Origin of the sequence: Streptomyces virginiae (assembly GCF_000720455.1) — a bacterium.
In the GTDB taxonomy this organism is placed as follows: Bacteria; Actinomycetota; Actinomycetes; order Streptomycetales; family Streptomycetaceae; genus Streptomyces; species Streptomyces virginiae.
On record NZ_JOAK01000018.1, the window covers coordinates 115,514 to 136,253 of the forward strand.

Consider the following 20,740-nt stretch of genomic DNA (forward strand, 5'->3'; position numbering starts at 1 on the left):
GACGTGTAGTCAAGGTTCCCACAGTGCACGCCGGAGCGAACCTTTCGCGCCATAGTGCGCTCGGGTACTTCTGCACCTTCCGCCCCCGGCGGCCGCCCCCTAGGCTCCTGCGCCGGACGTGACTGTTACCAGCGGTAACGAAGGGGCATTCGCCATGGCCGGCACCGGGAGTTCCAGGCGTACGTTCATCGCGGGCACGGGCGCCGCGGCCCTGTCGGCCCAGGCCGCGGCGGCCCTGGCGGCTCCGACGGCGGCCGCCGCGCCCGCCGGGGCACCGGCCGCGCCGAACGGCCGGCGCGTCGCCGTACTGGGAGGCGGGGTGGCGGGGATGACCGCGGCGCACGAACTCGCCGAGCGCGGCTACGCCGTCACCGTGTACGAGCGCCGGGCGCTCGGCGGCAAGGCCCGCAGCATGGACGTACCGGGCAGCGCCCGCGGCGGCCGCAGGCCGCTTCCCGCGGAACACGGCTTCCGCTTCATCCCCGGCATCTACCACAACCTGCCCGACACCATGCGGCGCATCCCCTTCGCCGGCAACGCGAACGGCGTGTGGGACAACCTGGTGGCCCCGCCCGAGATGATGTTCGCCCGCACCGGGGGCCGCGAGGACCTGCGCGGCCCCATCCCCTGGCCCGGCCACTCCCCCGCCCCGCTCACGCCCGACGAGGTACGGCGCGCCCTGTCGGGCATCCTGCAGACCCTGGTCAGGCTGCCTCCGCACGAGACGGCGTACTTCGTCGACCGCGTGCTGGTCTTCCTCACCAGCTGCGACGAGCGGCGGGCCGAGGTCTGGGAGCACGTCCCGTGGTGGGAGTTCACCCGGGCCGCGCGGATGTCGAACGAGTACCAGCGCATCCTGGCCGTCGGCGTCACCCGCAACATCGTGGCGACCAAGGCGGAGGAGGCCTCCACCCGCACGGTCGGCACCCTCGGCGAGGCCTTCGTCTTCAACCTCCTGGGCCGCGGGGCGGACGGCCCGCCGGACCGGATCCTCAACCTGCCGACCAACGAGGCGTGGATCGACCCGTGGGAGGCCCATCTGCGCTCCCTCGGGGTGGAGTTCAGGATCGGCTGGACCGTACGGGAGGTGCAGTACGCCGGCGGCCGGGTGAGCGGGGTCGCGGTCGAGGGCCCCGACGGCGCCCGGCAGACCGTGACCGCCGACCACTACGTCAGCGCGCTGCCCGTCGAGCACGCCCGGCGCACCTGGAGCCCGGGGCTGCGCGCCGCCGACCCGATGCTGGGGCGCTGCGACAGGCTCCGGACCGACTGGATGACCGGCATCCAGTTCTATCTGACCGAACGGGCCCCGCTGGTGCACGGCCATCTCAACTGCATCGATTCGCCGTGGTCGTTGACGGCGATCCAGCAGGCCGAGCACTGGCCGGCGCGGGACTTCCCCGCCGACTACGGGGACGGGGCGGCGGTCGACTGCCTGTCGGTGGACATCTCCGAGTGGGACAAGCCGGGGATCCTGTACGGCAGGACGGCCAAGCAGTGCACCCGCGACGAGGTGGCGCGCGAGGTGTGGGCCCAGCTGAAGGCCTCCCTCAACGACACCGGCAGGACGCTGCTGTCCGACACGAAGCTGCACTCGTGGTTCCTGGACCCCGGCGTGGACGGGCTCGGCACCCCGAACCCCACCAACCAGGACGAGCTGCTGATCCACCCGGTCGGCACCCTCGCCAACCGGCCGAGCGCGGGCACGCGCGTCGCGAACTTCTTCCTCAGCGGGGACTACGTCGCCGTCGACATCGACCTCGCGACGATGGAGGGCGCAAACGCCTCCGCCCGCGCGGCCGTCAACAGCCTCCTGGACCGGGACGGTTCCACGGCCCCGCGGTGCACCGTACGGCCCCTGTACCGGGCGCCGGAGATGGAGTCCGCCAAGCGGCACGACCTGTGGCGCCACCGCCTCGGCCTGCGCAACGTCTTCGATGTCGGCTGACCGCGGCGCAGGGCCCGCCCCAGGGGGCTCGGCTACCGTCGGAGCCATGACCACCTCGACGCCCACGGTCGGCGCCCTGCTCCGCACATGGCGGGAGCGGCGCGGCATCAGCCAGCTGGAGCTGGCGGGCCGCGCCGACTCCTCGTCCCGGCACATCAGCTTCATCGAGACGGGGCGGTCCCGGCCGAGCGAGGAGATGGTGCTGAGGCTCGCCGACCGCCTCGACGTCCCGGTGCGGGAGCGCAACGCCCTGCTGCTGGCGGCCGGTTACGCCCCGCACTACGCGCAGACCGCGCTGGACGACCCGTCGATGGAGACGCTGCGCGAGGGCATCGAGCGGCTGCTGACCGGGTACGAGCCCTATCCCGCCCTGGTCGTGGACGCCACCTACGACGTCGTCGCCGCCAACCGGGGCATCCTGATGCTGCTGGACGGCCTGCCGGAGCACCTGCTGACGCCGCCGCTGAACGCGATGCGGATCACCCTGCACCCCGAGGGCCTGGCGCCGAGGATCCGCAACCTCCGCGAGTGGCGCGGGCACCTGCTCGCCCAGATGGAGCGGCAGATCGCGCTGGCCCGCTCCGAGCCGCTGCGCGCGCTGTACGAGGAGGTGTCCTCCTATCCGGTGGCCGAACGCCCCGGCGACGGCGCACCGGAGGAGCCCGTCCCCTACATCGCGCTGCCGCTGGTCATCGAGCACGACGGCCACCTGCTGTCCTTCGTGTCGTCCATCGCGACCTTCAACACCCCGATGGACGTGACCGTCGCCGAGCTGGCCATCGAGACGATGCTCCCGGCCGACCCGGCGACGGTGAAGTACCTGCGCTCACTCGGCGACTGAGCGCAGCGCGAGCTGCTGGAGGAGGGCGAAGCCGGCGACGGTGAGGGCCTGCGCCGGGATCCACACGGTCCCGGCGAGGGTCGGCGAGAACCACACGACGAGGGAGACCAGGCTCAGCGCGGCCCAGGCGCAGTTGGTCTCGACGACGGCCTTCACGGCGAGCACCGGGGGCCGGCGGCGCGAGGCCAGCAGGCCGACGGCCGAGCCGTACAGCACCAGCAGGACGCCGAGGGCCAGGAGCAGCCCGGGCCCGACCCCGAGCAGCCGTCCCAGGGGCGCGGAGAAGGCGACGTAGGCGAGGCCGTTGCCGGTGGTGACGACGGCGTCGAGGGCGAGGAAGCGACGCAGCGCGAGCTGCGGGACGGCGGTACGGGCGAAACCGGCGAGCAGGGTCGCGGACATGGGGAATCAGCCTCCGTCGAGGTCGAACGGCCAGGTGGGAGCCGGGCCCCGGAACCGAGTGCGCGGCCCCGGAACCCGACGCCCCCACTGTGCCGGGCACCCTCGCCGGGGGTCGATTACCTCTGAGGTCATGCCAACGGTTTTTGAGGTGGGCGGCAGGAAACATTGGGGTTCCCGTGGTTCTGCCGGGGGTGGGGGGCTAGGCTTCACGCAGCCCGATCCACTCGAACGCCTTGTCGACATATGGAGAATCAGCCGGTGCGAGCCGCCGCCCGACCCGACCTCGCCGCGATCTGGCGGCGCGTCGGGGCACTCGCGGAGCGGTGCGGCCAGGACCCGGCCGAGGTGCTGGCCGTGGGGCGGCTGAGCCACCTGTCCGGGGTCGAACCCCGGCGCATCCCACCGGTGGTGGCGGGCACGGCTGCCGAAGTGCCGCTGGAACGGCGGGTGCACCAGCGGTTCCGGCTGCTGCGCGCGACCCGCCGCGACAAGCACGGGCGGGAATGGCCGCTCGCCGCCATCGCCCACGACTTCGACGCCCCCGGTGCCTCCCTCGGCCCCCTCAACGCGGGCACCGGGCTGCTGCGGCTGGGCCACGCGGCGGGCGTGCAGCGGTTCTTCGGCGTCTACGCCGGTTTCCTGCTGGCCGACTGCAAGAGCGCGGTGGAACGCGCCCTCGCCCTGTCCGTGACCACCGTCTCCGACGGCCGGGACGACCTGGAGCACCTCTCGTACCTGACCGGCATCACGCCCCAGGCGGTCCGGCAGACGCTGGACGGCAGGCCGCCCCGGCTCCCCCTGAAGGAGCAGGTGCACCAGCGGTTCGAGCACCTGCGGCGCACCAGGCCGCGGGAGGACGGCCAGGCCCATTCGCTCACGGCCATCGCCAAGTCCTTCGACGCGTCGGGGCAGTCGCTGACCCGCCTTGCCCAGGGCGAGGGCATGCCCAACCTCGCCGCGGCCGCCGGGATCCAGCGCTTCTACGGCGTCGACGGCGGCTTCCTGCTCGCCGACGACACCGAGGCGCTCGCCACGGCACTCGCGCTGATCGAGGGCGAACTGGAGTGCGTCGAACGGGAGCGGGAGAATCCGATGCTGGCCGTGCTGCGTGCGCATGACGTACGGAGCATCGTCACGCGGGCCGGCCGGCTGTCGCCCCAGGGGTGGAAGTCACTGGCCGACCACTTGGACGACCTCCTCGCGCGCGAGGGGCAGCTCGGACTTCCGGGCACGAAGGGCGGGGCGCCGACCGATGGCGCCGCCGCCGAGGGAGAAACACCATGAGGACCACACGGGCCATGCGCAAGCTGGGCTCCGAACTGCTGGAGGGCGCACGCCTGACGGCGCCGGCCGATGTCGGGGAGATCATCGGGGCGCTGTGCGCCGCCTACGCCCAACGGCGCGGCACAGAGCGGAAGGTGGACTTCCACTTCACCTCGTTCCCGCCCGACACCGCGAGCGGCCTGTGGCTGGAGCTGGACGACGTCGACCTGATCGTCGTCGAGCAGCACACCCGGCCCGAGCACCAGCTCGTCATCGCCTGCCACGAGCTGTGGCACCTGGACGAGGGGACCTGCGACAGCGTCGGTCCGGGCATGCTCGTGGCCGCCCGGCTGGCGGGACGCCACGGCAGCCTCGCCGAACTGCTGGCCCCCGGCTCCGGGCTGGACGCGGTGGTCCGGCAGGCCGCCGCCCGCGCCGACCAGGGGGATCCGGCGGAAATCCGGGCCGAGACCTTCGGCCTGCACCTCGGCAACATCCTGCGTTCCCACCTGCCGTCGCCCCGGGAGCAGCAGTTCCCCGAGGCGATCGAGCGCATCAAGTCCTCACTCGGCTGGGGAAGCCCCGTGCCACGCCGTGACCAGCACCAGCCAGTCGCAGCATCCCTCACGCCGATGCCCTCAGCACGGCCCTGACAGAGAGCCCGCCACGATGAACCAGTCCTCCCCGCCCCGCCACGCCGTCGTCATAGGCGGCAGTCTGGCCGGCCTCCTCGCGGCCGCTGTCCTCGCCGAGCACGCCACGGTCACCGTCATCGACGCCGACCCGCTGCCCGAGGGGCCGGCCCCTCGCCGTGGACTCCCGCAGGCCCGGCACACCCATCTCCTGTGGTCGGGCGGCGCCCGGGCCATCGAGCGGATCCTGCCCGGCATCACCGACGACTGGACGAAGGCCGGCGCGATCCGCCGCAGCCTGCCCACCGACCTGGTGACCAAGACCGCTCAGGGCTGGATCCCGCGCTGCGGCGAGAAGCAGTTCAACATCTCCTGCAGCCGCGACCTCCTCGACTCGGTGGTCCGCGCCCGGGTCACCGGCCTCGCCGGGGTCACCACCCTCCAGCAGAGCCGGGTCCGGGGCCTGGAGGGTACGGCGGCCCGGGTCACCGGCGTCCGCGTCGACACCCCCGAGGAGCAGGACCGGCTGGTGACGGCCGATCTGGTGGTCGACGCCAGCGGCCGCGGATCGCGCGCCCGGACGTGGCTGCAGGCGCTCGGCGTGAGCGGCATCCGGCAGGCCGAGGTCGACTCCGGTCTCGTCTACGCGACCCGGATCTTCGAGGCCCCGGCCGGCGCGCACGAGATGGGCTTCCCCATCGTCAACGTGCAGTCCGACCCCCGGGTGCCCGTGCCCGGACAGACCGCCACGATCGTGCCCATCGAGAACGGCCAGTGGCAGGCCACCCTGTCGGGCACCCGCGGCGGCCAGCCGGCGGGCGACCCCGACGCGTTCATCCCGTTCGCCAAGTCCGTGCGCGACCCGATCGTCGGCGAGCTCCTGGAGGGCCGCAAGCCCCTGACGGACGTCGCCGTCACCCAGGGCACGGCCAACCGCCGGATCTACTTCGAGAAGGCAGAGCTGCCCGACGGCTTCTTCGCCGTCGGCGACTCCGTCGCCACCTTCAACCCGCTGTACGGGCAGGGCATGACCGTCGCCGCCCAGGGCCTCCTGGCCGTCCGCACCCTGCTGCGGGCGAAGGGGCTGGCCCACCCGGGGATCGGCCGCGAGGCGCAGCGCGTCATCGCCCCCCAGGTCGCCACCGCCTGGGAGCTCGCCACGTCGCAGGACATCCTCTATCCGGGCGCCACCGGGATGAAGCCGCGCGCGGGCACCGGCCTGCTCAACGGCTACGTCAACCGTCTGATGACGGGTGCCACCACCGACGAGGCACTCACCGCCGCCCTGTTCAACGTCCTCACCATGAGCATCGAGCCCACCCACTGGCTGCGCCCTTCGGTGGTCTGGCACGTGGCGCGCGCCTCCGACCGCGGCGCGCTGAAGGCGCCTCCCCTCACCGCCGCGGAGCGGGCCGTCGCCGGGCTGGACCCGGCGCCCGGCACGAGAACCGGAGCCGGGAGCACCGGCACCGGGGCCGGGACCGGAGCCGCCCCCACCGGTGCGGCGAGCGATCCGGTCGGCCCTGCCGACCCCGTCGGACAGGCCCGATGAGCCGCGAGATCACCCTGCTCCTGCCCGGCTCCCTGATGGTCCTGGCACTGCTGATCAAAGCTCCGAAGCTGCGCCGGAACTGGGACCAGCCGCTGAACCGGACCGCGTGCGCACTGCTCGTCGTCGGCGCCCCCATCACCTTCCTGGCGTCGCCGCCGACGATCGCCGCGGTCAACCGCCGTACCGGCGTGGTCAACTTCTCCGCACCGCTGGTGTTCGGCCTGCTCACGGTTTTCTCCGGACTGTGCGTCGTCCTGGTCCTGCAGTGGCGCGGCGGCCCGCCCGCTGCCGTGCGCCGGGCCACCCGGCTGACCGCGGCCGTGTTCGCCGCGGCGACCGCCGCGATCGTCGCCCTGTTCGTGATCGGCGACGCGCCGGTGGAACGCCTCCGGGACCTGGACACGTACTACGCCACGACGCCGTGGATCCGCGAGATGATCGTCTGCTTCCTGGTGGCGCACACCCTGGGCACCTCGGCGCTGACCTGGCTGTGCGCCAAGTGGTTCGCACGCGTCGACCGCTCGCTGCGCCCGCTGCGCACCGGTCTGGCCCTGATCGTCCTCGCGGGACTGCTGGACCTGGCCTACCTGGCCGCCAAGTGGGCCTCGGTGGTCGCCCGCTGGGCCGGCCGCGACTGGGTCGTCCTGTCCACGGACGTGGCACCGCCCCTGGCCTCGGCCTCCGCCCTGCTGCTGGGCGCCGGGTTCGTCGTGCCGCTGATCGGCGGGTCGGCGACGTGGACCGCCTACGGCGACTACCGGCGGCTGCGCCCGCTGTGGAAGGCGCTGCGCGGGTTCGCCGCGGCCCAGGGACGGACCGTACCGCTCGCCTGGTGGTCCCCGGTGGGGATCCGGCTCATCCACCGCGAGTCCGTCATCGACGACGGCATCCTGGCGCTGGCCGGCTGGTTCGACCCACGGGTGCACGCCACCGCCTACGAGGCGGCCCGCAGCCGCGGCATGGACGAGGCGCGGGCCGCCGCGGTCGCGGACGCCGCCGTCGTGGCCGCCGCCTGCCACGTCAAGGGCGCCGCCGCGCGCGGATCCGGCCCGGGGCCGGCCCCGGTCCCGGAGCCGCACCGCCTGGGCCGCCGCCCACTGACCGCGCTGGCCCACGAGTTCCGCACGTCCGCCGTCGTCGCCGCGGCCCGCGACGCGGCCGCCGCCGGCACGCCCGGCCCGTGCCTGGAGCCCCTGGTCGCCTGAGTACCGGAAAAACGCCGCACCGTCCCGGACCGGGGTCCGGGGCGGTGCGGCTGCGCGCCGACCGGCGCGCAGCCGGATCGGCGGGCGGATCAGAGGGCCGCGAGGTCCAGCCCCGCCTGCGCGGCGGCGGCCCGCACGGTCTGCTCCAGCAGGACGGCGATGGTCATCGGGCCGACACCGCCGGGAACCGGCGTGATCAGCGAGGCACGGGCCGCCGCCGACTCGAAGTGGACGTCGCCGACGTTGCCCTCGTTGTAACCGGCGTCCAGGACCACCGCGCCCGGCTTGATGTCCTCGCCCCGGATGAACTCGGCCTTGCCGACGGCGGCGACCAGCACGTCCGCCTGGCGCACGATCGAGGAGAGGTCCCGGGTGCGGGAGTGGCAGTAGGTGACGGTGGCGTTCTGCTCCAGCAGCAGCATCCCGGCCGGCTTGCCCAGGATCGCGCTGCGGCCGACGACCACGGCGTGCTTGCCGGTCAGGTCCACGTCGTACTCGGCGAGGAGGCGCATGATGCCGCCCGGGGTACAGGAGACGAAGCCCGGCAGGCCGAAGCCCATGGCCGCGAACGAGTGCATGGTGACCCCGTCGACGTCCTTGCCGGGGGCGATGGCCTCGAAGGCGGCGCGCTCGTCGATGTGGTGCGGGACGGGGTGCTGGAGCAGGATGCCGCTGATCCGGGGGTCCTCGGAGAGCGCCGTGATCGTCGCGACCAGCTCCTGCGTGGTGGTCGAGGCCGGCAGCTCCACGTGGCGGGAGGTGATCCCCGCCTTGGCGCAGCGGTTCTGCTTCATGCGGACGTAGGTGACGGAGGCGGGGTCCTCGCCGACCAGCACGGTCGCCAGGCAGGGCGCGGTGCCGGTGCGCTCGGTGATCTTCGCCGCGAGGGCGGCGGTCTGCTCCGAGATGCGGCGGGCGAGGGCGGTGCCGTCCATCAGCTGGGCGGTACCGGCGGCGGGGGCAGTCTGGGCAGTCGTCACGGGGTCTCCTGAACGTCGCTGCGGATCGCGGTTCGCCCAGGCGCGCGGCAGTCGACGTACGGGACTGAGGTACGCCGGGCCGCTCCCCGGTGGTGATCCACCCGAACGCCAGTCACGGCCCGCCGACCACTGTAGTCGACCAAACCGGTGGTCGCCCGGCGCCCGACCTGCGACGATCAATGCATGACGCGTACTTTCGACCATCTTGTCGCCGAGGCCGAGTCCGTCTCCGTGGACGGCTGGGACTTCTCCTGGCTCGACGGCCGCGCCACCGAGCAGCGTCCCTCCTGGGGCTACCAGCGCCTGATGGCAGAGCGCCTGGCCCGGGTCCGGTCCGCCCTGGACATCCAGACCGGCGGCGGCGAGGTCCTCGCCGGATCCGGTCCCCTGCCGCGCCTGACGGTGGCCACGGAGTCCTGGCCGCCCAATGTCGAGCGGGCCACGAGACTGCTGCACCCGCTGGGCGCGGTGGTGGTCGCGGATTCCGACGAGCCGCCCCTGCCCTTCGGCGACGAGGCCTTCGAGCTGGTGACCAGCCGGCACCCGGTGACCATCTGGTGGGACGAGATCGCCCGGGTGCTGGCGCCGGGCGGCACGTACCTCTCGCAGCAGGTCGGCCCGGCGAGCGTCTTCGAACTCGTCGAATTCTTTCTCGGACCCCAGCCGGAGGAGGTCAGGCGCGCACGGCACCCCGACGACGCGGTCGCGGACGCCACGAAGGCGGGTCTCGACGTGCTCGACCTGCGCTCCGAACGGCTGCGCACCGAGTTCCACGACATCGGGGCTGTGATCTATTTTCTACGGAAGGTGATCTGGATGGTGCCGGGCTTCACGGTCGGGCAGTACCGGGACCGCTTGCGCGAGCTGCACGAGCGGATCGAGCGCGACGGCCCGTTCGTCGCACATACCGCCCGTTTTCTGATCGAAGCCCGCAAAACGGGCTGACGCGGAGGGCGGACGGATCCACGCCGGATCCGGTTGCCCGGCCGCAGCGTGGCGCAGGTCACTCAATTCAGCGCGTAACGAATCGACTCGGGCATGCGATGAACCGACAGGTGTCCTCGCGCGGCCCGGAATACAGACCCCCCTCGGGTCTGTTTCCCGAGTTCGCGCGATGATGTCCCGCCCACCCCTTATCTGTTCGCAACGAGAGGCTCCTTGTGTCGCTCAGCCCGTCCCGTACGTTCCCTCCGGAGATCGCCGAATCCGAGGCCCTGGTAGCGCTCGTCGAGCGCGGCCGCGAGCAGGGTCACATCAACGGTGACGACGTGCGCCAGGCCTTCGAGGCCGGCCGCATCCCGGTGGACCAGTGGAAGCGGGTCCTGCGCAGCCTGAACCAGGTCCTCGACGAGGAGGGTGTCGCCCTTCACGTCAGCGCGGCCCCCGCCACCAAGGCTGCCGCGAAGAAGCCCCGCAAGGCTGCCGCCGCCCCCGCCCGTACCGTGGCCAAGAAGGCCACCGCCGCGCCCCGCCCCATCGGTGCGCGCAAGACCGCGGCCACCGCCGCGGCCACCACGGTCACGTCCACGGCTTCGGCGATATCCGCTCCGTCGGCCGCCGCGGCTGCGGAGGCGGCGCCGGCCGAGGCCGCCGCCGAGCCGAAGAAGCGCACGGTCAAGAAGACCGCCGCCAAGAAGACCGCCGTGAAGAAGACCGCCGCGGCGAAGAAGACCAGCGCCAAGGACTCCGACGAGGGCGAGACCCCGGTCGTCGAGGGCGAGGACTGGGCGGCCGAGGACCTCGTCGACGAGGCCGAGGAGGAGGCCCCCAAGGCCGGCGCCCAGGGCTTCGTGCTGTCCGACGACGACGAGGACGACGCCCCGGCCCAGACGGTCATGGTGGCCGGCGCCACCGCCGACCCCGTCAAGGACTACCTCAAGCTCATCGGCAAGGTGCCGCTCCTCAACGCCGAGCAGGAGGTCGAGCTCGCCAAGCGCATCGAGGCGGGTCTCTTCTCCGAGTACAAGCTCGAAGAGGAGGAGGACCACAAGCCCGCCTTCAAGCGCGAGCTGGAGATCCTCGTCGAGGACGGCCGCCGCGCGAAGAACCACCTGCTGGAGGCCAACCTCCGCCTCGTGGTCTCCCTCGCCAAGCGCTACACCGGCCGCGGCATGCTCTTCCTTCTCCACGTATGCGACCTGGTGGATCCGGCAGGCGATCACGCGTGCCATGGCCGACCAGTCGCGCACGATCCGCATCCCCGTGCACATGGTCGAGATCATCAACAAGCTCGCCCGCGTGCAGCGCCAGATGCTCCAGGACCTGGGCCGTGAGCCCACCCCGGAGGAGCTGGGCAAGGAACTCGACATGACCCCCGAGAAGGTCATCGAGGTCCAGAAGTACGGCCGCGAGCCGATCTCCCTGCACACCCCGCTGGGTGAGGAGGGCGACAGCGAGTTCGGTGACCTCATCGAGGACTCCGAGGCGGTCGTGCCCGCGGACGCGGTCTCCTTCACGTTCCTCCAGGAGCAGCTCCAGTCGATCCTGGGCACGCTCTCGGAGCGCGAGGCGGGCGTGGTCTCCATGCGCTACGGCCTCAACGACGGCCAGCCGAAGACCCTCGACGAGATCGGCCGCGTGTACGGGGTCACCCGTGAGCGCATCCGCCAGATCGAGTCCAAGACCATGTCGAAGCTGCGCCACCCGTCGCGTTCGCAGGTCCTGCGCGACTACCTCGACTGAGCCGATCCGTCCGGCACGCCCCCGACCCGCGCACCAGCGGGCCGGGGGCGTTCTGCGTCTCACGACAGCCGGAAGACCGGGCCGCGGGGGGTGAAGGGGAGACAGGCGCCCAGGGGGATCAGGAAGGCGTGTTCGCGGCGGATGCGGAGGGTGTCGCACCAGCCGTCCGTGATCACCAGCAGCGGTGCTCCGGGCGGGAAGTCCTCGGCCCGCTGGAGCAGGTCGACGCCCGGCTGGAGGACGGTGCCGCCGCGGCCGCGGACCCGTACCCGGCCCGCGATCTCGGTCGGCGGGACGTAGCCCGCGTCGTACGGCGCCGCGTCGCAGAACACCACGCGCGCCGCCGGTACGTCGCGGGCCTCGGCGTAGGAGGCGATCGCGCCCAGCGCCTTGCCGAGCAGGGCGGCGTTCATCGACCCGGAGGTGTCGAGGACCACGCCGAAGGTGCAGCGGGCTGTCTCCTCGGGCGGGAAGTACCGGCCCGCGCGCGGGATGTCCGGGGTGGAGGCCTGACGGCGTGCCGGGCGGGCGTAGGACCGTACGGCCTGCGGCCTGGGCACGTACTCGTCGAACCAGCGGGCGAGCCGGGCGTCCCACGGCACCGGCGGGTGGGCCAGGGCCCGGATCTCCTGGACCAGCCCTGCGGGCAGCAGGCCGCGCCCGCCGCGCACGTGCAGGTCGAAGCCCTGGACGAGGCCGCGCCGGTAGAACTCGTCGAGATCCGTGTACGGGCGCCCCGCGCCGTGGGCGAGCGGCTCGCCCAGGATGTCCCCGGCGCCCCTGCCGCGCAGGGTGGCCAGGCGCCGCATCCGGCGCAGGTCGGTGGCGATCCGGTCGTACACCTCCTCGACGGACAGCCCGCGCAGCGCCGGGTCGTGCAGCAGCCCTTCGGGCATGCTCCCGATCCGCATCTCCACCAGCCAGTCGTTGACGACGTAGTCGGCGGCGACGTTGTGCAGGAACGGATCGCGGGGGCCGCGGCGCTCGCCGTGGCGCAGGGCGGCGTGCAGCATCTCGTGGGCCAGGATGAACCGCCACTCGTCGTCGTCGAAGGTGCGCAGCGGGTTGATGTAGATCTCCCCGGCGGTGGCGCTGACGGCGGCGATGGAGATGCCCTGGGCGCGGGCCAGCTCGGCGTCGGCGACGACGGTCAGGCCGGCGGCGAGCCCGCCGAGCAGCGGGTAGGAGGACACGAACCAGTTCAGGGCCCGGTCCCAGGGGCCCTGGGCGAGGCGTTCGCCGGTGGTCCGGTCGCGGCGGCCGCCGGCCACGTCCATGGCGGCGGAGACGCTGCGGGTCAGGGCGGCGGCGAAGGCGGTCTGCCAGTCGGGGACGGTGGTGTCCCAGCTCCGCCAGGGGACCAGGACCTGGTCGGGGTGGCGGCCGGCGGTGCCGCAGTGCTCGTGGGCGGGCGGGATGCCGTCGCGGCGCCAGCGGGCGGCGAGCTCGTCCTCGTCGCCGCCGGGGTACGCGGCGGGCAGGTGGTCGGGGGCGCTGCCGACCGGGAAGGTCAGCAGGAAGCGGTTGACTACCGTGCAGCGGGCGGCGAGGTCGAAGCGGTCCGGCTGGGGCCGGTCCTCGTCCTTGGCGGCCGGGACGTGGCCGAAGCCGAGGTGGAGCAGGGCGTGGGCGATCGTCCAGGCCCATTCGCGGGGTTCGGCCCGCCGGGTGGGGTGGACGTGGACGACGCCGTTGGAGGTGATGGTGGCCAGGCCGCCCTCCGGGGACTGCGGGCAGCCGGCCTCGCGGCAGATCTTGCCGTTGAGGGCGCCGAGGGCCGGGTTCTGCTTGACCAGGGCCAGGCCCTCGGCGAAGGCCTGGGTGGCCGGGTCGGGCGTGGCGGCGGCCTTCGCGCGGGCCTTTCCGCTCCGGCTCACCGGCGTGCCTCGACCAGTCGCGGCATGTCCCGGGCGGCCTCGATCAGGAACCAGCCGGGCAGTACGGGCCGGCCGTCGGCGTCGTCGGCGATGACGGTCTGGGCGACCTCGACGGAGATCTCGGCGAGCTGGACGAGCAGCGACTTGAAACGGTGGGTGTGCTGGCGCAGGGCGGGTGAGACGTGCTCCTTCTGCGCGGGCAGTTCCTTGAGCAGGCGGCCCCGGAAGGCCTCCGCGAGGTAGTAGAGCAGGTCGCGGTCCTGGAGCCGGGCCGGCCAGGAAGCGTCGCCCTTCAGGATGGCCTCGATGCCGAAGGTGTGGCGGACGATCTTGGCGTAGCCGCAGAAGGAGACGGCGTGCGCGGGGGTGAGGGTGCCGTGCGCGACCACCTTGAGGGTCTGCTCGTCCAGCTCCGCGCCGAAGGAGTGCAGGGCGTCGGAGAGCATGTGCCAGGAGCGCGGGGTGGAGAAGGGCTCCTCGGTCTTGGGCGGCTGCGACCAGAGGTGGTCGGGGCGGTCGGTGAGGTAGTCGGTGACCCAGGGGTGGATGCCGTGTTCGCCGGCCCACACCAGCCAGTCCTGTGCGGACGCCTGCAGGTGGACGTGGGTGAGGCGGTTGACCAGGGCGGAGGCGATGGGGCGGGCCAGCGCGTTGTCCGTGGCGCGGTTGCCGGCCCCGATCACGATGGAGCCCGCGGGCAGTTCGTAGGAGCCGATCCGGCGGTCGAGGATCAGCGAGTAGAAGGCCTTCTGGACGTCCGGGCCCGCGGCGTTGAGCTCGTCGAGGAAGAGGCAGTACGGCTCGTCGCGGGCGATGGCCTCGGGCGGGCAGAAGACGGAGCGGCCGTCGCGGATCTGCGGTACGCCGATCAGGTCCTCGGGGGCGAGCTGCGTGCCGAGGAGGCTGACGCACTCCAGGCCGAGGGAGTCGGCGAACTTCCGCACGAGCGAGGACTTCCCGATGCCGGGCGCCCCCCAGAGGAAAACGGGCCGCACGGTGGCGAGGCCGAGCAGCAGTTCGGGGATCTGGGCGGGGGTGACGGTGACGGCGGCCTGCACGGGTGCGGATGTCCTTCGGGGTGGGACGGTGTGTGGTGCGGCCAGTGTGGTCGCACCGCACACCGTCCGGCATCCGGTTTTCCCCGGGCGCCCGCCCGGTTCAGGTTTCGAGGAGGTGCTTGAGCTTCTCCTCGTTCAGCGGCATCTCCTTGCGCGCGTGCGGCTTCACGACGAGCGGTACGAGGACCCTGCCGATGCCGTGGCCCTCGAAGTCGAGGCTCAGCGTGAGGCGGGTGCGCGTCCCGTCGCCCAGGGGCTCGACGGTGCCGCGGACGTCGCCGCGGACGGGGCCGTCGATGCCGTGGAGGTGCCAGGTCCTGGGCGGGTCGTACTCGGTGACTTCCATGGTCGTCGGGAACTCTCGGCGGCCGATCCGCCGCCGTACGGCGATGAGCGATCCGACGGCCGGGTGGTCGGCGCCCCGGACGGACACGGCGCTCTTCTGCCACTCCGGCAGGTGGGAGGCGTCCGACAGGTAGGCGAAGACCTCTTCGGGACTCCGGTCGATTTCGATGCTTTCCCTGATCGCGGACATGGCGACCCTTTCATGCCCCCTGAAAGGCCCTGTCCTTCCACGCTACCGCGCAGGTCAGGCGGCTGTCCGCTGCCTGCGCGCGGCCATCACGGCGTAGACGGCGACACCCGCGAAGAGGAAGAGCACGCCCTGGTAGACGGCGGCGTATCCGGAGCCGGCCACCAGCCACATGGAGAAGGCGAAGGCGAGGACGGCGAGGGCGCCGTCACGGGCCAGGCGCCCGCGGTGGACGCGCTCGCCCCGGCCGGAGAGCAGGAAGTAGATCTGCGCGGCGGTGGAGAGCAGGTAGGGGACGGTCGCGGTGAAGGTGGTGACGAGGACCAGGATCTCGAAGACGCCCTCGGAGCCGGCCGTGTAGTTGTAGACGGTCAGGGCGGAGGCCAGCGAGGTCGTGACGACGACGCCGACCACCGGGACGCCGCGCCGCTTCGTCTCGAAGGCTCGGGGGAAGAGCCCGTCCTTGGCCGCGGCGTACGGGGTCTGGGCGCTGAGCAGGGTCCAGCCGTTGAGGGCGCCGGCCATCGAGATGACGGCGGCGCAGGCGACGAGGGTGCCGCCCCAGGTGCCGCCGAACATGGCGTTGACGGCGTCGGTGAAGGGGGCTTCGGAGGTGACCAGCTTCTCGTGGGCGACGAGTCCGAAGACGGAGAGGGTGCCCAGCAGGTAGACGACGGCCGCGCCGGCGGTGCCGAGGATCGTGGCCCGGCCGACGTTGCGGGCGGGGTCGCGGACCTCCCCGGCGCTGACGGCGGCCGACTCCACGCCGAGGTAGCTGAAGAGGAGGATCGCCGCGGAGGCGGAGAGCGCGCCGGCGGGGCTCTGGCCGGTGGCCTGGAACGGGCCGAGGTTGGCGGGGTCGAAGAAGAACAGGCCGCCCACGGCGACCAGCATCAGCGGGGCGAACTTCAGTACGGTGGCGACGAGTTGGACGGCCCCGACGTAGCGGGTGCCGGCCAGGTTGGCGAGCGCGGGGAGCCACTGCATGGCCAGCGCCGCCAGGCACATCGACCACTTGTGCGCGCCGATGGCCGGGAAGAGGACGCAGAGGTAGCCGACCGAGGCGACGGCGAGGGCCGCGTTCGACACCCAGGAGGTTATCCAGTAGCTCCAGGCGGCGAGGAAGCCGGCGAAGTCGCCGAAGGCGGCGCGGGCGTAGACGTACGGGCCGCCGGTCTGCGGGTGCCGGTGGGCGAGGCGGCCGAAGACGAGCGCGAGGGCGACGGCCCCGAGGGTGAGAACCGCGAAGGCGACGAGGCTGATGGTGCCGAAGGGGGCGACCGAGGCCGGGAGGAGGAAGATCCCGCCGCCGATGATGTTGCCCATGACCAGGCAGGTCGCGATGGGCAGGCCGAAGCGTCGGGCATGGGGGTCGCGGCCCTGTTCGGGGGGTGCGGTGGCCTCGGCGGGCAGGGCTGCGGTGCTGGTCATCGGTGGTGCGCCTCGGGTCGTCTCACATGGTGGGCGGGTCGACACATGGTCGGCCACCGTGCGGGTCGTACCAAATCAGCGGGTTTCGTCCCGTGCGGGCGACCCCTCGGAAGGAAGGATTCCGCTGATGTGGCCGTCCGGCCGGGAATTCTGCGGCACCGCTCGCGGGGGCGGCTCGCCGGCCGTCCCGGCGGCCTCCCCCGCCGAGGTGCCCGCCGGCGGTGCCACCGGTACCTGCGGGCCGTCCGCCTCCCTGAGCCAGCGCCGCAGTACGCCGTGCACCGCCTCCGCGCCGACCGGCTCCGCCCCCGGATCCGACAGCTCGGCGGGCCACATCAGGAAGGGGCGCCCCTGCTCCCCGCCCAGGCCGCCGTGCGAGCCGATCTGCTCCTCGAAGGCGTGCACCGCGCCCGTGTCCGGGTCGTACGCCGAATTCACCATGATGTCGGCCACGTGCGGGAAGGCGTCGGCCCGGCGTACGGCCTCCGCCGCGCTCGGGCCGAAGCCGGCGAGCAGCTCCTCGGCCTCGCCGGGCACGTCCAGCCGGGCCTGCGCCCCGTCCGGACCCAGCACCACCCCGTCCACCAGCAGGAAGCCCACCCCCGGGTGGTTCGCCAGGGTCGCCAGCAGCGCGGGGTGCGTGCGCTCGATGCGGGCCCGCGAGGCCCGGCCGGGGACGTCGGGGAAGGAGATCAGGGCGAGGTTGCCCGAGGCCAGCACCACCGGGTCGGAGCCCGGCCCCGGGCGGGCCTCCTCGTCCTCCTCCACCGGCCGGTGCAGCGCCGCGAGGACCGCGGCGCGGGCCTCGGCGCCACTGCGGGTACGGCCGGCCTTGCGGGAGACGGGCAGTCCGCAGCCCGCCCGCACCAGGTCCTTGAGGGTCAGCCCGTACCGCGCCAGGAAGGTCTCCCCCGGGCTCTGGCCGTGGTCGGACAGCAGCACGATCCGGTACGGGCGCGGCGCGTGCTCGGCGACCCGGGCGATCAGCGCGAGGCTGCGGTCGAGGCGTTCCAGCACCTGGTCGGTGTCCCGGCCGCGCGGGCCCGAGTGGTGCGCGACCTCGTCGTAGGCGACGAGGTCGGCATAGACCACGGCGCGCCCGGCGAGCATGTCGCCGATCACCGCCGCCACGACGACGTCCCGTTCGACCACGGTCGCGAAGGCCCGGATCAGCGGGTAGAGCCCGCCGCGCGACACCCGGGGCCGGTCGCCGCGGATCCGCGCCCGCAGGGACTGGACGATCTCCCGGACGGCGTCGGAGACGAAGGACAGGGCGGTGCGCACGGCGTTGGCCGGATCGGAGAAGTACGCGAAGTAGCCGGCGCGGGACCGGTTGGCCCGGCCCCGCCGCGCCGAGACCGAGAGAACGAGCGCCAGCTGGTCCGCGCCGCCGCTGAAGAGGTTGCCGCGGCTGGCCCCGTCGAGGGTGAGCAGTCCGCCGTCACCGGTGCGCTCGACGGCCCGCCGCTGGAGCTCCGCGGCACTGGTGGGCCGGTTGCAGACCATCACCTCGCCGGTCTCCTTCTCGTACCAGCGGAAGGCGGGCACGTCGAAGGTGGAGCCGTGCAGGATGCCGAGCTGGCTGGCGCCGGTCTGGCTGGACCAGTCCGTGCGCCACGGCATGACGCGGTGGCCCTGCTCCAGCCAGCCGGCGACGGTGGGCATCAGCGCGCTGTTGCAGGCCCCGCGCAGCACCTCGTACCCGACCCCGTCGAGCTGGATGACCACCAGCCCGGGCGCGGGCGCCCCGCTCCGGGGCGCGGCCCCGCGGCCCTGCCGTCTACGGCGGCGGTCGGCGAGCCGGTAGAGCCGGCGCCGGTACGCCTCGTCGTCGCGCACCGCGAGCGCGGTGGAGGTCGCCGAGGCCACCGCGGACATCACGGCGGCCACGACGACCGCGGTCTCGGGGGCCGCCTCGCCCCGCCCGTCGGGAATCAGCCTGAGAGCGATCAGCAGGAGCGAGCCGTTCAGGAAGAAGACGAGCAGCCCGAGCACGAGGGCCGGCACGAGCAGCAGGGCCCGCACGACCACGGGCCAGACCAGGGCGCTCAGCAGACCGAAGGCGCCGGCCCCCCAGGCCGCGGTGAGGCCGATCTGCGTGACGCTGTCGCGGTCGTCGGACCGGAGCCTGAAGTCCGGCAGGATCCCCGCCAGGGCCAGCATCGTGAGGGTCGACACCGCCCAGACCAGGAGCACCCGCACCAGGGCGTTGCCCGTGGTCCGCCACCTTCGTCGCCGCACCGCGCCACCCCCTGGGTCGTCTCCGCCTCCAGGCTCGCACAGCGGCGGCGGCCCGGCCGGGCGACGGGAAAGGGCGGATCCGGGGCGGCCGCGGCCGGGTGGGTGCGGCGGTCAGGTGCCGTCGTAGCCGGCGGTCGGCATGGACAGCCGCCGGTGCACCTCGGCCTTCATCTCGGAGGTGTACCGGGGCTCTTCGTCCCCGGCGGTCTCCAGCCGTACGCCGCGCCGCTCGCACTCGGCGGTGAACTCCTCGACGCAGCTCAGGGCGCGGGCCAGCACCCGCTGGTTGGCGGCGACGAAGAGATCGACCCCGGCGGCGTCGATGTCGGACCAGAAGCCGCAGTGGTCCGCGCGCAACCCGTAGACGAGCAGCTGCTTGGTCACGACGTAGCCCCGGTCGGCCGCCCAGCGTGCGCACACGGCGTACTGGCCGCGGGTGTCCACGGCGAAGGGGTCGGCGTCCAGGTCCTCGAGCGGGGCCAGGCTGGCGATCGAGGCCACGCGCAACTCTTCCATGCCGCCGGACCCTACTCCGATCCGCCGCCCGAGAGGAGGGGCTGCCGGGTTCCTGTTCCGAAGCGGTGGCGGGAGCCTCGGGCCCGGCATGATGGGTGGAACAGTCCGGGCTGCTGGGACGGCGAGGGAGGGAGGGCCTGGTGCCGGTGGAGATCACCTGGTGGGGCCATGCGGCGTGCACCGTCGAGGATTCCGGGGTGCGGGTGCTGACCGACCCGCTGTTCACACGGCGGCTCGCGCACCTGCGGCGGCGCCGCGGGGCGCTCCCGCCGCCCGAGGCGGCGGTGGCGGACGTGGTGCTGGTGTCTCACCTGCACGCGGACCATCTGCACCTGCCCTCGCTGGCGCGGCTCGCGCCGGGGACGCGGCTCCTGGTGCCGCGCGGGGCGCGGCGGGCGGTCCCGGGACTGGCCCGGCTCGCCGGGCAGCGCGGGCTCGCGGTGACGGAGACGGCGCCGGGCGAGGAGAGCGACGTCGGGGAGGGCGTACGGGTCCGCGCGGTCAGCGCCCGGCACGACGGGCGGCGGCTGCCGTTCGGGCCGCGCCTCGCGCCGGCCCTCGGATACGTGGTGCAGGGCGCGGCGCGGACCTACTTCGCCGGGGACACCGGGCTGTTCGACACGATGGCCGAGGAGGTGGGGCCGGTGGACGTGGCCCTGCTGCCGGTGGGCGGCTGGGGCCCGTACCTGGGGCCCGGGCACCTGGACCCCGGGCGGGCGGCGCAGGCGCTGGCCCGGCTGGCACCGGCGGCGGCGGTACCGGTCCACTACGGGACGTACTGGCCGGTGGGGATGGACGCGGTGCGGCCGCACGAGTTCCACGCACCGGGCGCGGAGTTCGAGCGGCTCGCGCGGCGGCTGGCGCCGAAGGTGACCGTACGGGTACCGGCGCACGGCGAGCGGGTGCGGCTGCCGTGACGCTCCACGACCTCACGGCGGCGGCACTGGCCGCGGCGGCCTCGGCGGCGGGGACCGGCCAGGTGCCGCCGGAGACCACCCAGCAGGCGGTGGGCTACCCGGCGTTGTTCGTGCTGGTGGCGCTGGGCGCGCTGGTGCCGGTGATTCCCACCGGGGCGCTGGTGAGTTCAGCGGCGGTGGTGGCGTTCCACCACCAGTCGCCGTACGGGGTGTTGCTGGTGTTCGCGGTGTCGGCGCTGGCGGCCTTCACCGGGGACCTGGCGCTGTACTGGCTCGGGCGGCGCGGGGTGCGGTCACGGGGCGGCTCGCGGTGGCTGGAGGCCCTGCGCGACCGGGCCGCGCCCGAGCGGCTGGAGCAGGCGCAGACCAAGCTGGACGAGCACGGGGTCATGGTGCTGGTGCTCTCCCGCCTGGTCCCGGCCGGCCGGATCCCGGTGATGCTGGCCTGCCTGCTGGCGGAGCTGCCCCTGCGCCGGTTCGGCCGCGGGGACGGCCCCGCGTGCCTGGCCTGGGCCGCCACGTACTGCCTGATCGGCATCCTGGGCGGTTCGCTGTTCTCGGAGCCGTGGAAGGGCGTGGCCCTGGCGGTCGGCCTGACGCTGCTGATCAGCACGGCCCCCGCGGCCTGGCGCCGCCTGCGCCCCCGGAGCGGGCCTTGATCCG

17 protein-coding genes, 1 pseudogene and 1 riboswitch are annotated in these 20,740 nt (G+C 73.5%); of the genes and pseudogenes, 10 read left to right on the top strand and 8 right to left on the bottom strand.

Features of this window, described 5'->3' with window-relative positions; genetic code table 11:
• The first annotated feature begins 154 nt into the window (after positions 1 to 154).
• Complete coding sequence (locus IG86_RS0125265) at positions 155 to 1,948, top strand: hydroxysqualene dehydroxylase (protein WP_030899901.1); 1,794 nt, start codon at positions 155 to 157, stop codon at positions 1,946 to 1,948.
• Positions 1,949 to 1,994: 46 nt separating this feature from the next.
• Positions 1,995 to 2,789, top strand: coding sequence for a helix-turn-helix domain-containing protein (locus IG86_RS0125270; RefSeq protein WP_030825576.1), 795 nt, complete (start codon positions 1,995 to 1,997; stop codon positions 2,787 to 2,789).
• Here the strand turns inward: IG86_RS0125270 and IG86_RS0125275 are convergent.
• On the bottom strand, positions 2,775 to 3,191 hold the full coding sequence (locus tag IG86_RS0125275) for a hypothetical protein (RefSeq protein WP_030825572.1): 417 nt from the start codon (positions 3,189 to 3,191) through the stop codon (positions 2,775 to 2,777). The genes IG86_RS0125270 and IG86_RS0125275 overlap by 15 nt on opposite strands.
• A gap of 258 nt (positions 3,192 to 3,449) precedes the next feature.
• On the opposite strand from IG86_RS0125275, the gene IG86_RS0125280 reads away from it, so the two are divergent.
• From IG86_RS0125280 to IG86_RS42420, 4 genes are read left to right on the top strand one after another with little or no spacing between them, the layout of a single operon-like run.
• Positions 3,450 to 4,475, top strand: coding sequence for a hypothetical protein (locus tag IG86_RS0125280; protein ID WP_030899904.1), 1,026 nt, complete (start codon positions 3,450 to 3,452; stop codon positions 4,473 to 4,475).
• Entirely contained in the window at positions 4,472 to 5,107 is a 636-nt protein-coding gene (locus tag IG86_RS0125285; RefSeq protein ID WP_157854882.1) for a toxin-antitoxin system, toxin component, read from the top strand. The genes IG86_RS0125280 and IG86_RS0125285 overlap by 4 nt, the downstream gene beginning before the upstream one ends.
• A 16-nt stretch (positions 5,108 to 5,123) precedes the next feature.
• Positions 5,124 to 6,638, top strand: coding sequence for an NAD(P)/FAD-dependent oxidoreductase (locus IG86_RS0125290; protein ID WP_037943005.1), 1,515 nt, complete (start codon positions 5,124 to 5,126; stop codon positions 6,636 to 6,638).
• Positions 6,635 to 7,843, top strand: a complete 1,209-nt coding sequence (locus IG86_RS42420; RefSeq protein ID WP_037943007.1) for an MAB_1171c family putative transporter — start codon at positions 6,635 to 6,637, stop codon at positions 7,841 to 7,843. The genes IG86_RS0125290 and IG86_RS42420 overlap by 4 nt, the downstream gene beginning before the upstream one ends.
• An 89-nt stretch (positions 7,844 to 7,932) precedes the next feature.
• On the opposite strand, the gene IG86_RS0125300 is transcribed toward IG86_RS42420, so the two are convergent.
• Positions 7,933 to 8,778: a bifunctional 5,10-methylenetetrahydrofolate dehydrogenase/5,10-methenyltetrahydrofolate cyclohydrolase gene (locus tag IG86_RS0125300; RefSeq protein ID WP_030825557.1), complete on the bottom strand. Its 846-nt coding sequence runs from the start codon at positions 8,776 to 8,778 to the stop codon at positions 7,933 to 7,935.
• A 72-nt stretch (positions 8,779 to 8,850) separates the two neighbouring features.
• Positions 8,851 to 8,949: riboswitch (ZMP/ZTP riboswitch) on the bottom strand.
• Between the two features lie 57 nt (positions 8,950 to 9,006).
• Between IG86_RS0125300 and IG86_RS0125305 the strand changes: the two genes are divergently transcribed.
• The gene (locus IG86_RS0125305) at positions 9,007 to 9,768 is read left to right on the top strand and encodes a methyltransferase domain-containing protein (protein ID WP_030899914.1); all 762 of its coding nucleotides are present in this window, start codon (positions 9,007 to 9,009) and stop codon (positions 9,766 to 9,768) included.
• Positions 9,769 to 9,983: 215 nt separating this feature from the next.
• Positions 9,984 to 11,505 (top strand): annotated as a pseudogene (locus tag IG86_RS39045) (RNA polymerase sigma factor).
• 59 nt (positions 11,506 to 11,564) lie between these two features.
• Here the strand turns inward: IG86_RS39045 and IG86_RS0125315 are convergent.
• From IG86_RS0125315 to IG86_RS0125340, 6 genes are all read right to left on the bottom strand, one after another.
• Positions 11,565 to 13,382: a vWA domain-containing protein gene (locus tag IG86_RS0125315; protein ID WP_030899918.1), complete on the bottom strand. Its 1,818-nt coding sequence runs from the start codon at positions 13,380 to 13,382 to the stop codon at positions 11,565 to 11,567.
• Positions 13,379 to 14,440, bottom strand: a complete 1,062-nt coding sequence (locus IG86_RS0125320) for an ATP-binding protein (RefSeq protein ID WP_030825548.1) — start codon at positions 14,438 to 14,440, stop codon at positions 13,379 to 13,381. Before IG86_RS0125320 ends, IG86_RS0125315 begins: the two co-directional genes overlap by 4 nt.
• A gap of 100 nt (positions 14,441 to 14,540) precedes the next feature.
• Positions 14,541 to 14,975 (bottom strand): SRPBCC family protein, encoded by a 435-nt coding sequence (locus tag IG86_RS0125325; protein ID WP_030825545.1) that lies wholly within the window; start codon positions 14,973 to 14,975, stop codon positions 14,541 to 14,543.
• Positions 14,976 to 15,029: 54 nt separating this feature from the next.
• Complete coding sequence (locus tag IG86_RS0125330) at positions 15,030 to 16,403, bottom strand: amino acid permease (RefSeq protein ID WP_030899923.1); 1,374 nt, start codon at positions 16,401 to 16,403, stop codon at positions 15,030 to 15,032.
• A gap of 75 nt (positions 16,404 to 16,478) precedes the next feature.
• Positions 16,479 to 18,644, bottom strand: a complete 2,166-nt coding sequence (locus IG86_RS0125335; RefSeq protein ID WP_078906026.1) for a phage holin family protein — start codon at positions 18,642 to 18,644, stop codon at positions 16,479 to 16,481.
• Positions 18,645 to 18,755: 111 nt separating this feature from the next.
• On the bottom strand, positions 18,756 to 19,160 hold the full coding sequence (locus IG86_RS0125340; RefSeq protein ID WP_030825535.1) for a hypothetical protein: 405 nt from the start codon (positions 19,158 to 19,160) through the stop codon (positions 18,756 to 18,758).
• Between the two features lie 140 nt (positions 19,161 to 19,300).
• Here IG86_RS0125340 and IG86_RS0125345 point away from each other — a divergent pair, with 140 nt between their 5' ends.
• Positions 19,301 to 20,077: an MBL fold metallo-hydrolase gene (locus tag IG86_RS0125345; RefSeq protein WP_030899928.1), complete on the top strand. Its 777-nt coding sequence runs from the start codon at positions 19,301 to 19,303 to the stop codon at positions 20,075 to 20,077.
• A gap of 62 nt (positions 20,078 to 20,139) precedes the next feature.
• A complete protein-coding gene (locus tag IG86_RS0125350) occupies positions 20,140 to 20,736 on the top strand; it encodes a VTT domain-containing protein (protein WP_030899931.1) in 597 nt (198 codons plus the stop codon).
• Positions 20,737 to 20,740: the final 4 nt, after the last annotated feature.

Excerpts from the sequence above, each read along its gene's own strand:
- IG86_RS0125305 (WP_030899914.1), top strand. The coding sequence starts at position 9,007 with ATGACGCGTACTTTCGACCATCTTGTCGCCGAGGCCGAGTCCGTCTCC.
- IG86_RS0125330 (WP_030899923.1), bottom strand. The coding sequence starts at position 16,403 with ATGACCAGCACCGCAGCCCTGCCCGCCGAGGCCACCGCACCCCCCGAA.
- IG86_RS0125340 (WP_030825535.1), bottom strand. The coding sequence starts at position 19,160 with ATGGAAGAGTTGCGCGTGGCCTCGATCGCCAGCCTGGCCCCGCTCGAG.
- IG86_RS0125325 (WP_030825545.1), bottom strand. The coding sequence starts at position 14,975 with ATGTCCGCGATCAGGGAAAGCATCGAAATCGACCGGAGTCCCGAAGAG.
- IG86_RS0125265 (WP_030899901.1), top strand. The coding sequence starts at position 155 with ATGGCCGGCACCGGGAGTTCCAGGCGTACGTTCATCGCGGGCACGGGC.
- IG86_RS0125270 (WP_030825576.1), top strand. The coding sequence starts at position 1,995 with ATGACCACCTCGACGCCCACGGTCGGCGCCCTGCTCCGCACATGGCGG.
- IG86_RS0125285 (WP_157854882.1), top strand. The coding sequence starts at position 4,472 with ATGAGGACCACACGGGCCATGCGCAAGCTGGGCTCCGAACTGCTGGAG.
- IG86_RS0125275 (WP_030825572.1), bottom strand. The coding sequence starts at position 3,191 with ATGTCCGCGACCCTGCTCGCCGGTTTCGCCCGTACCGCCGTCCCGCAG.
- IG86_RS0125290 (WP_037943005.1), top strand. The coding sequence starts at position 5,124 with ATGAACCAGTCCTCCCCGCCCCGCCACGCCGTCGTCATAGGCGGCAGT.
- IG86_RS42420 (WP_037943007.1), top strand. The coding sequence starts at position 6,635 with ATGAGCCGCGAGATCACCCTGCTCCTGCCCGGCTCCCTGATGGTCCTG.
- IG86_RS0125300 (WP_030825557.1), bottom strand. The coding sequence starts at position 8,778 with ATGGACGGCACCGCCCTCGCCCGCCGCATCTCGGAGCAGACCGCCGCC.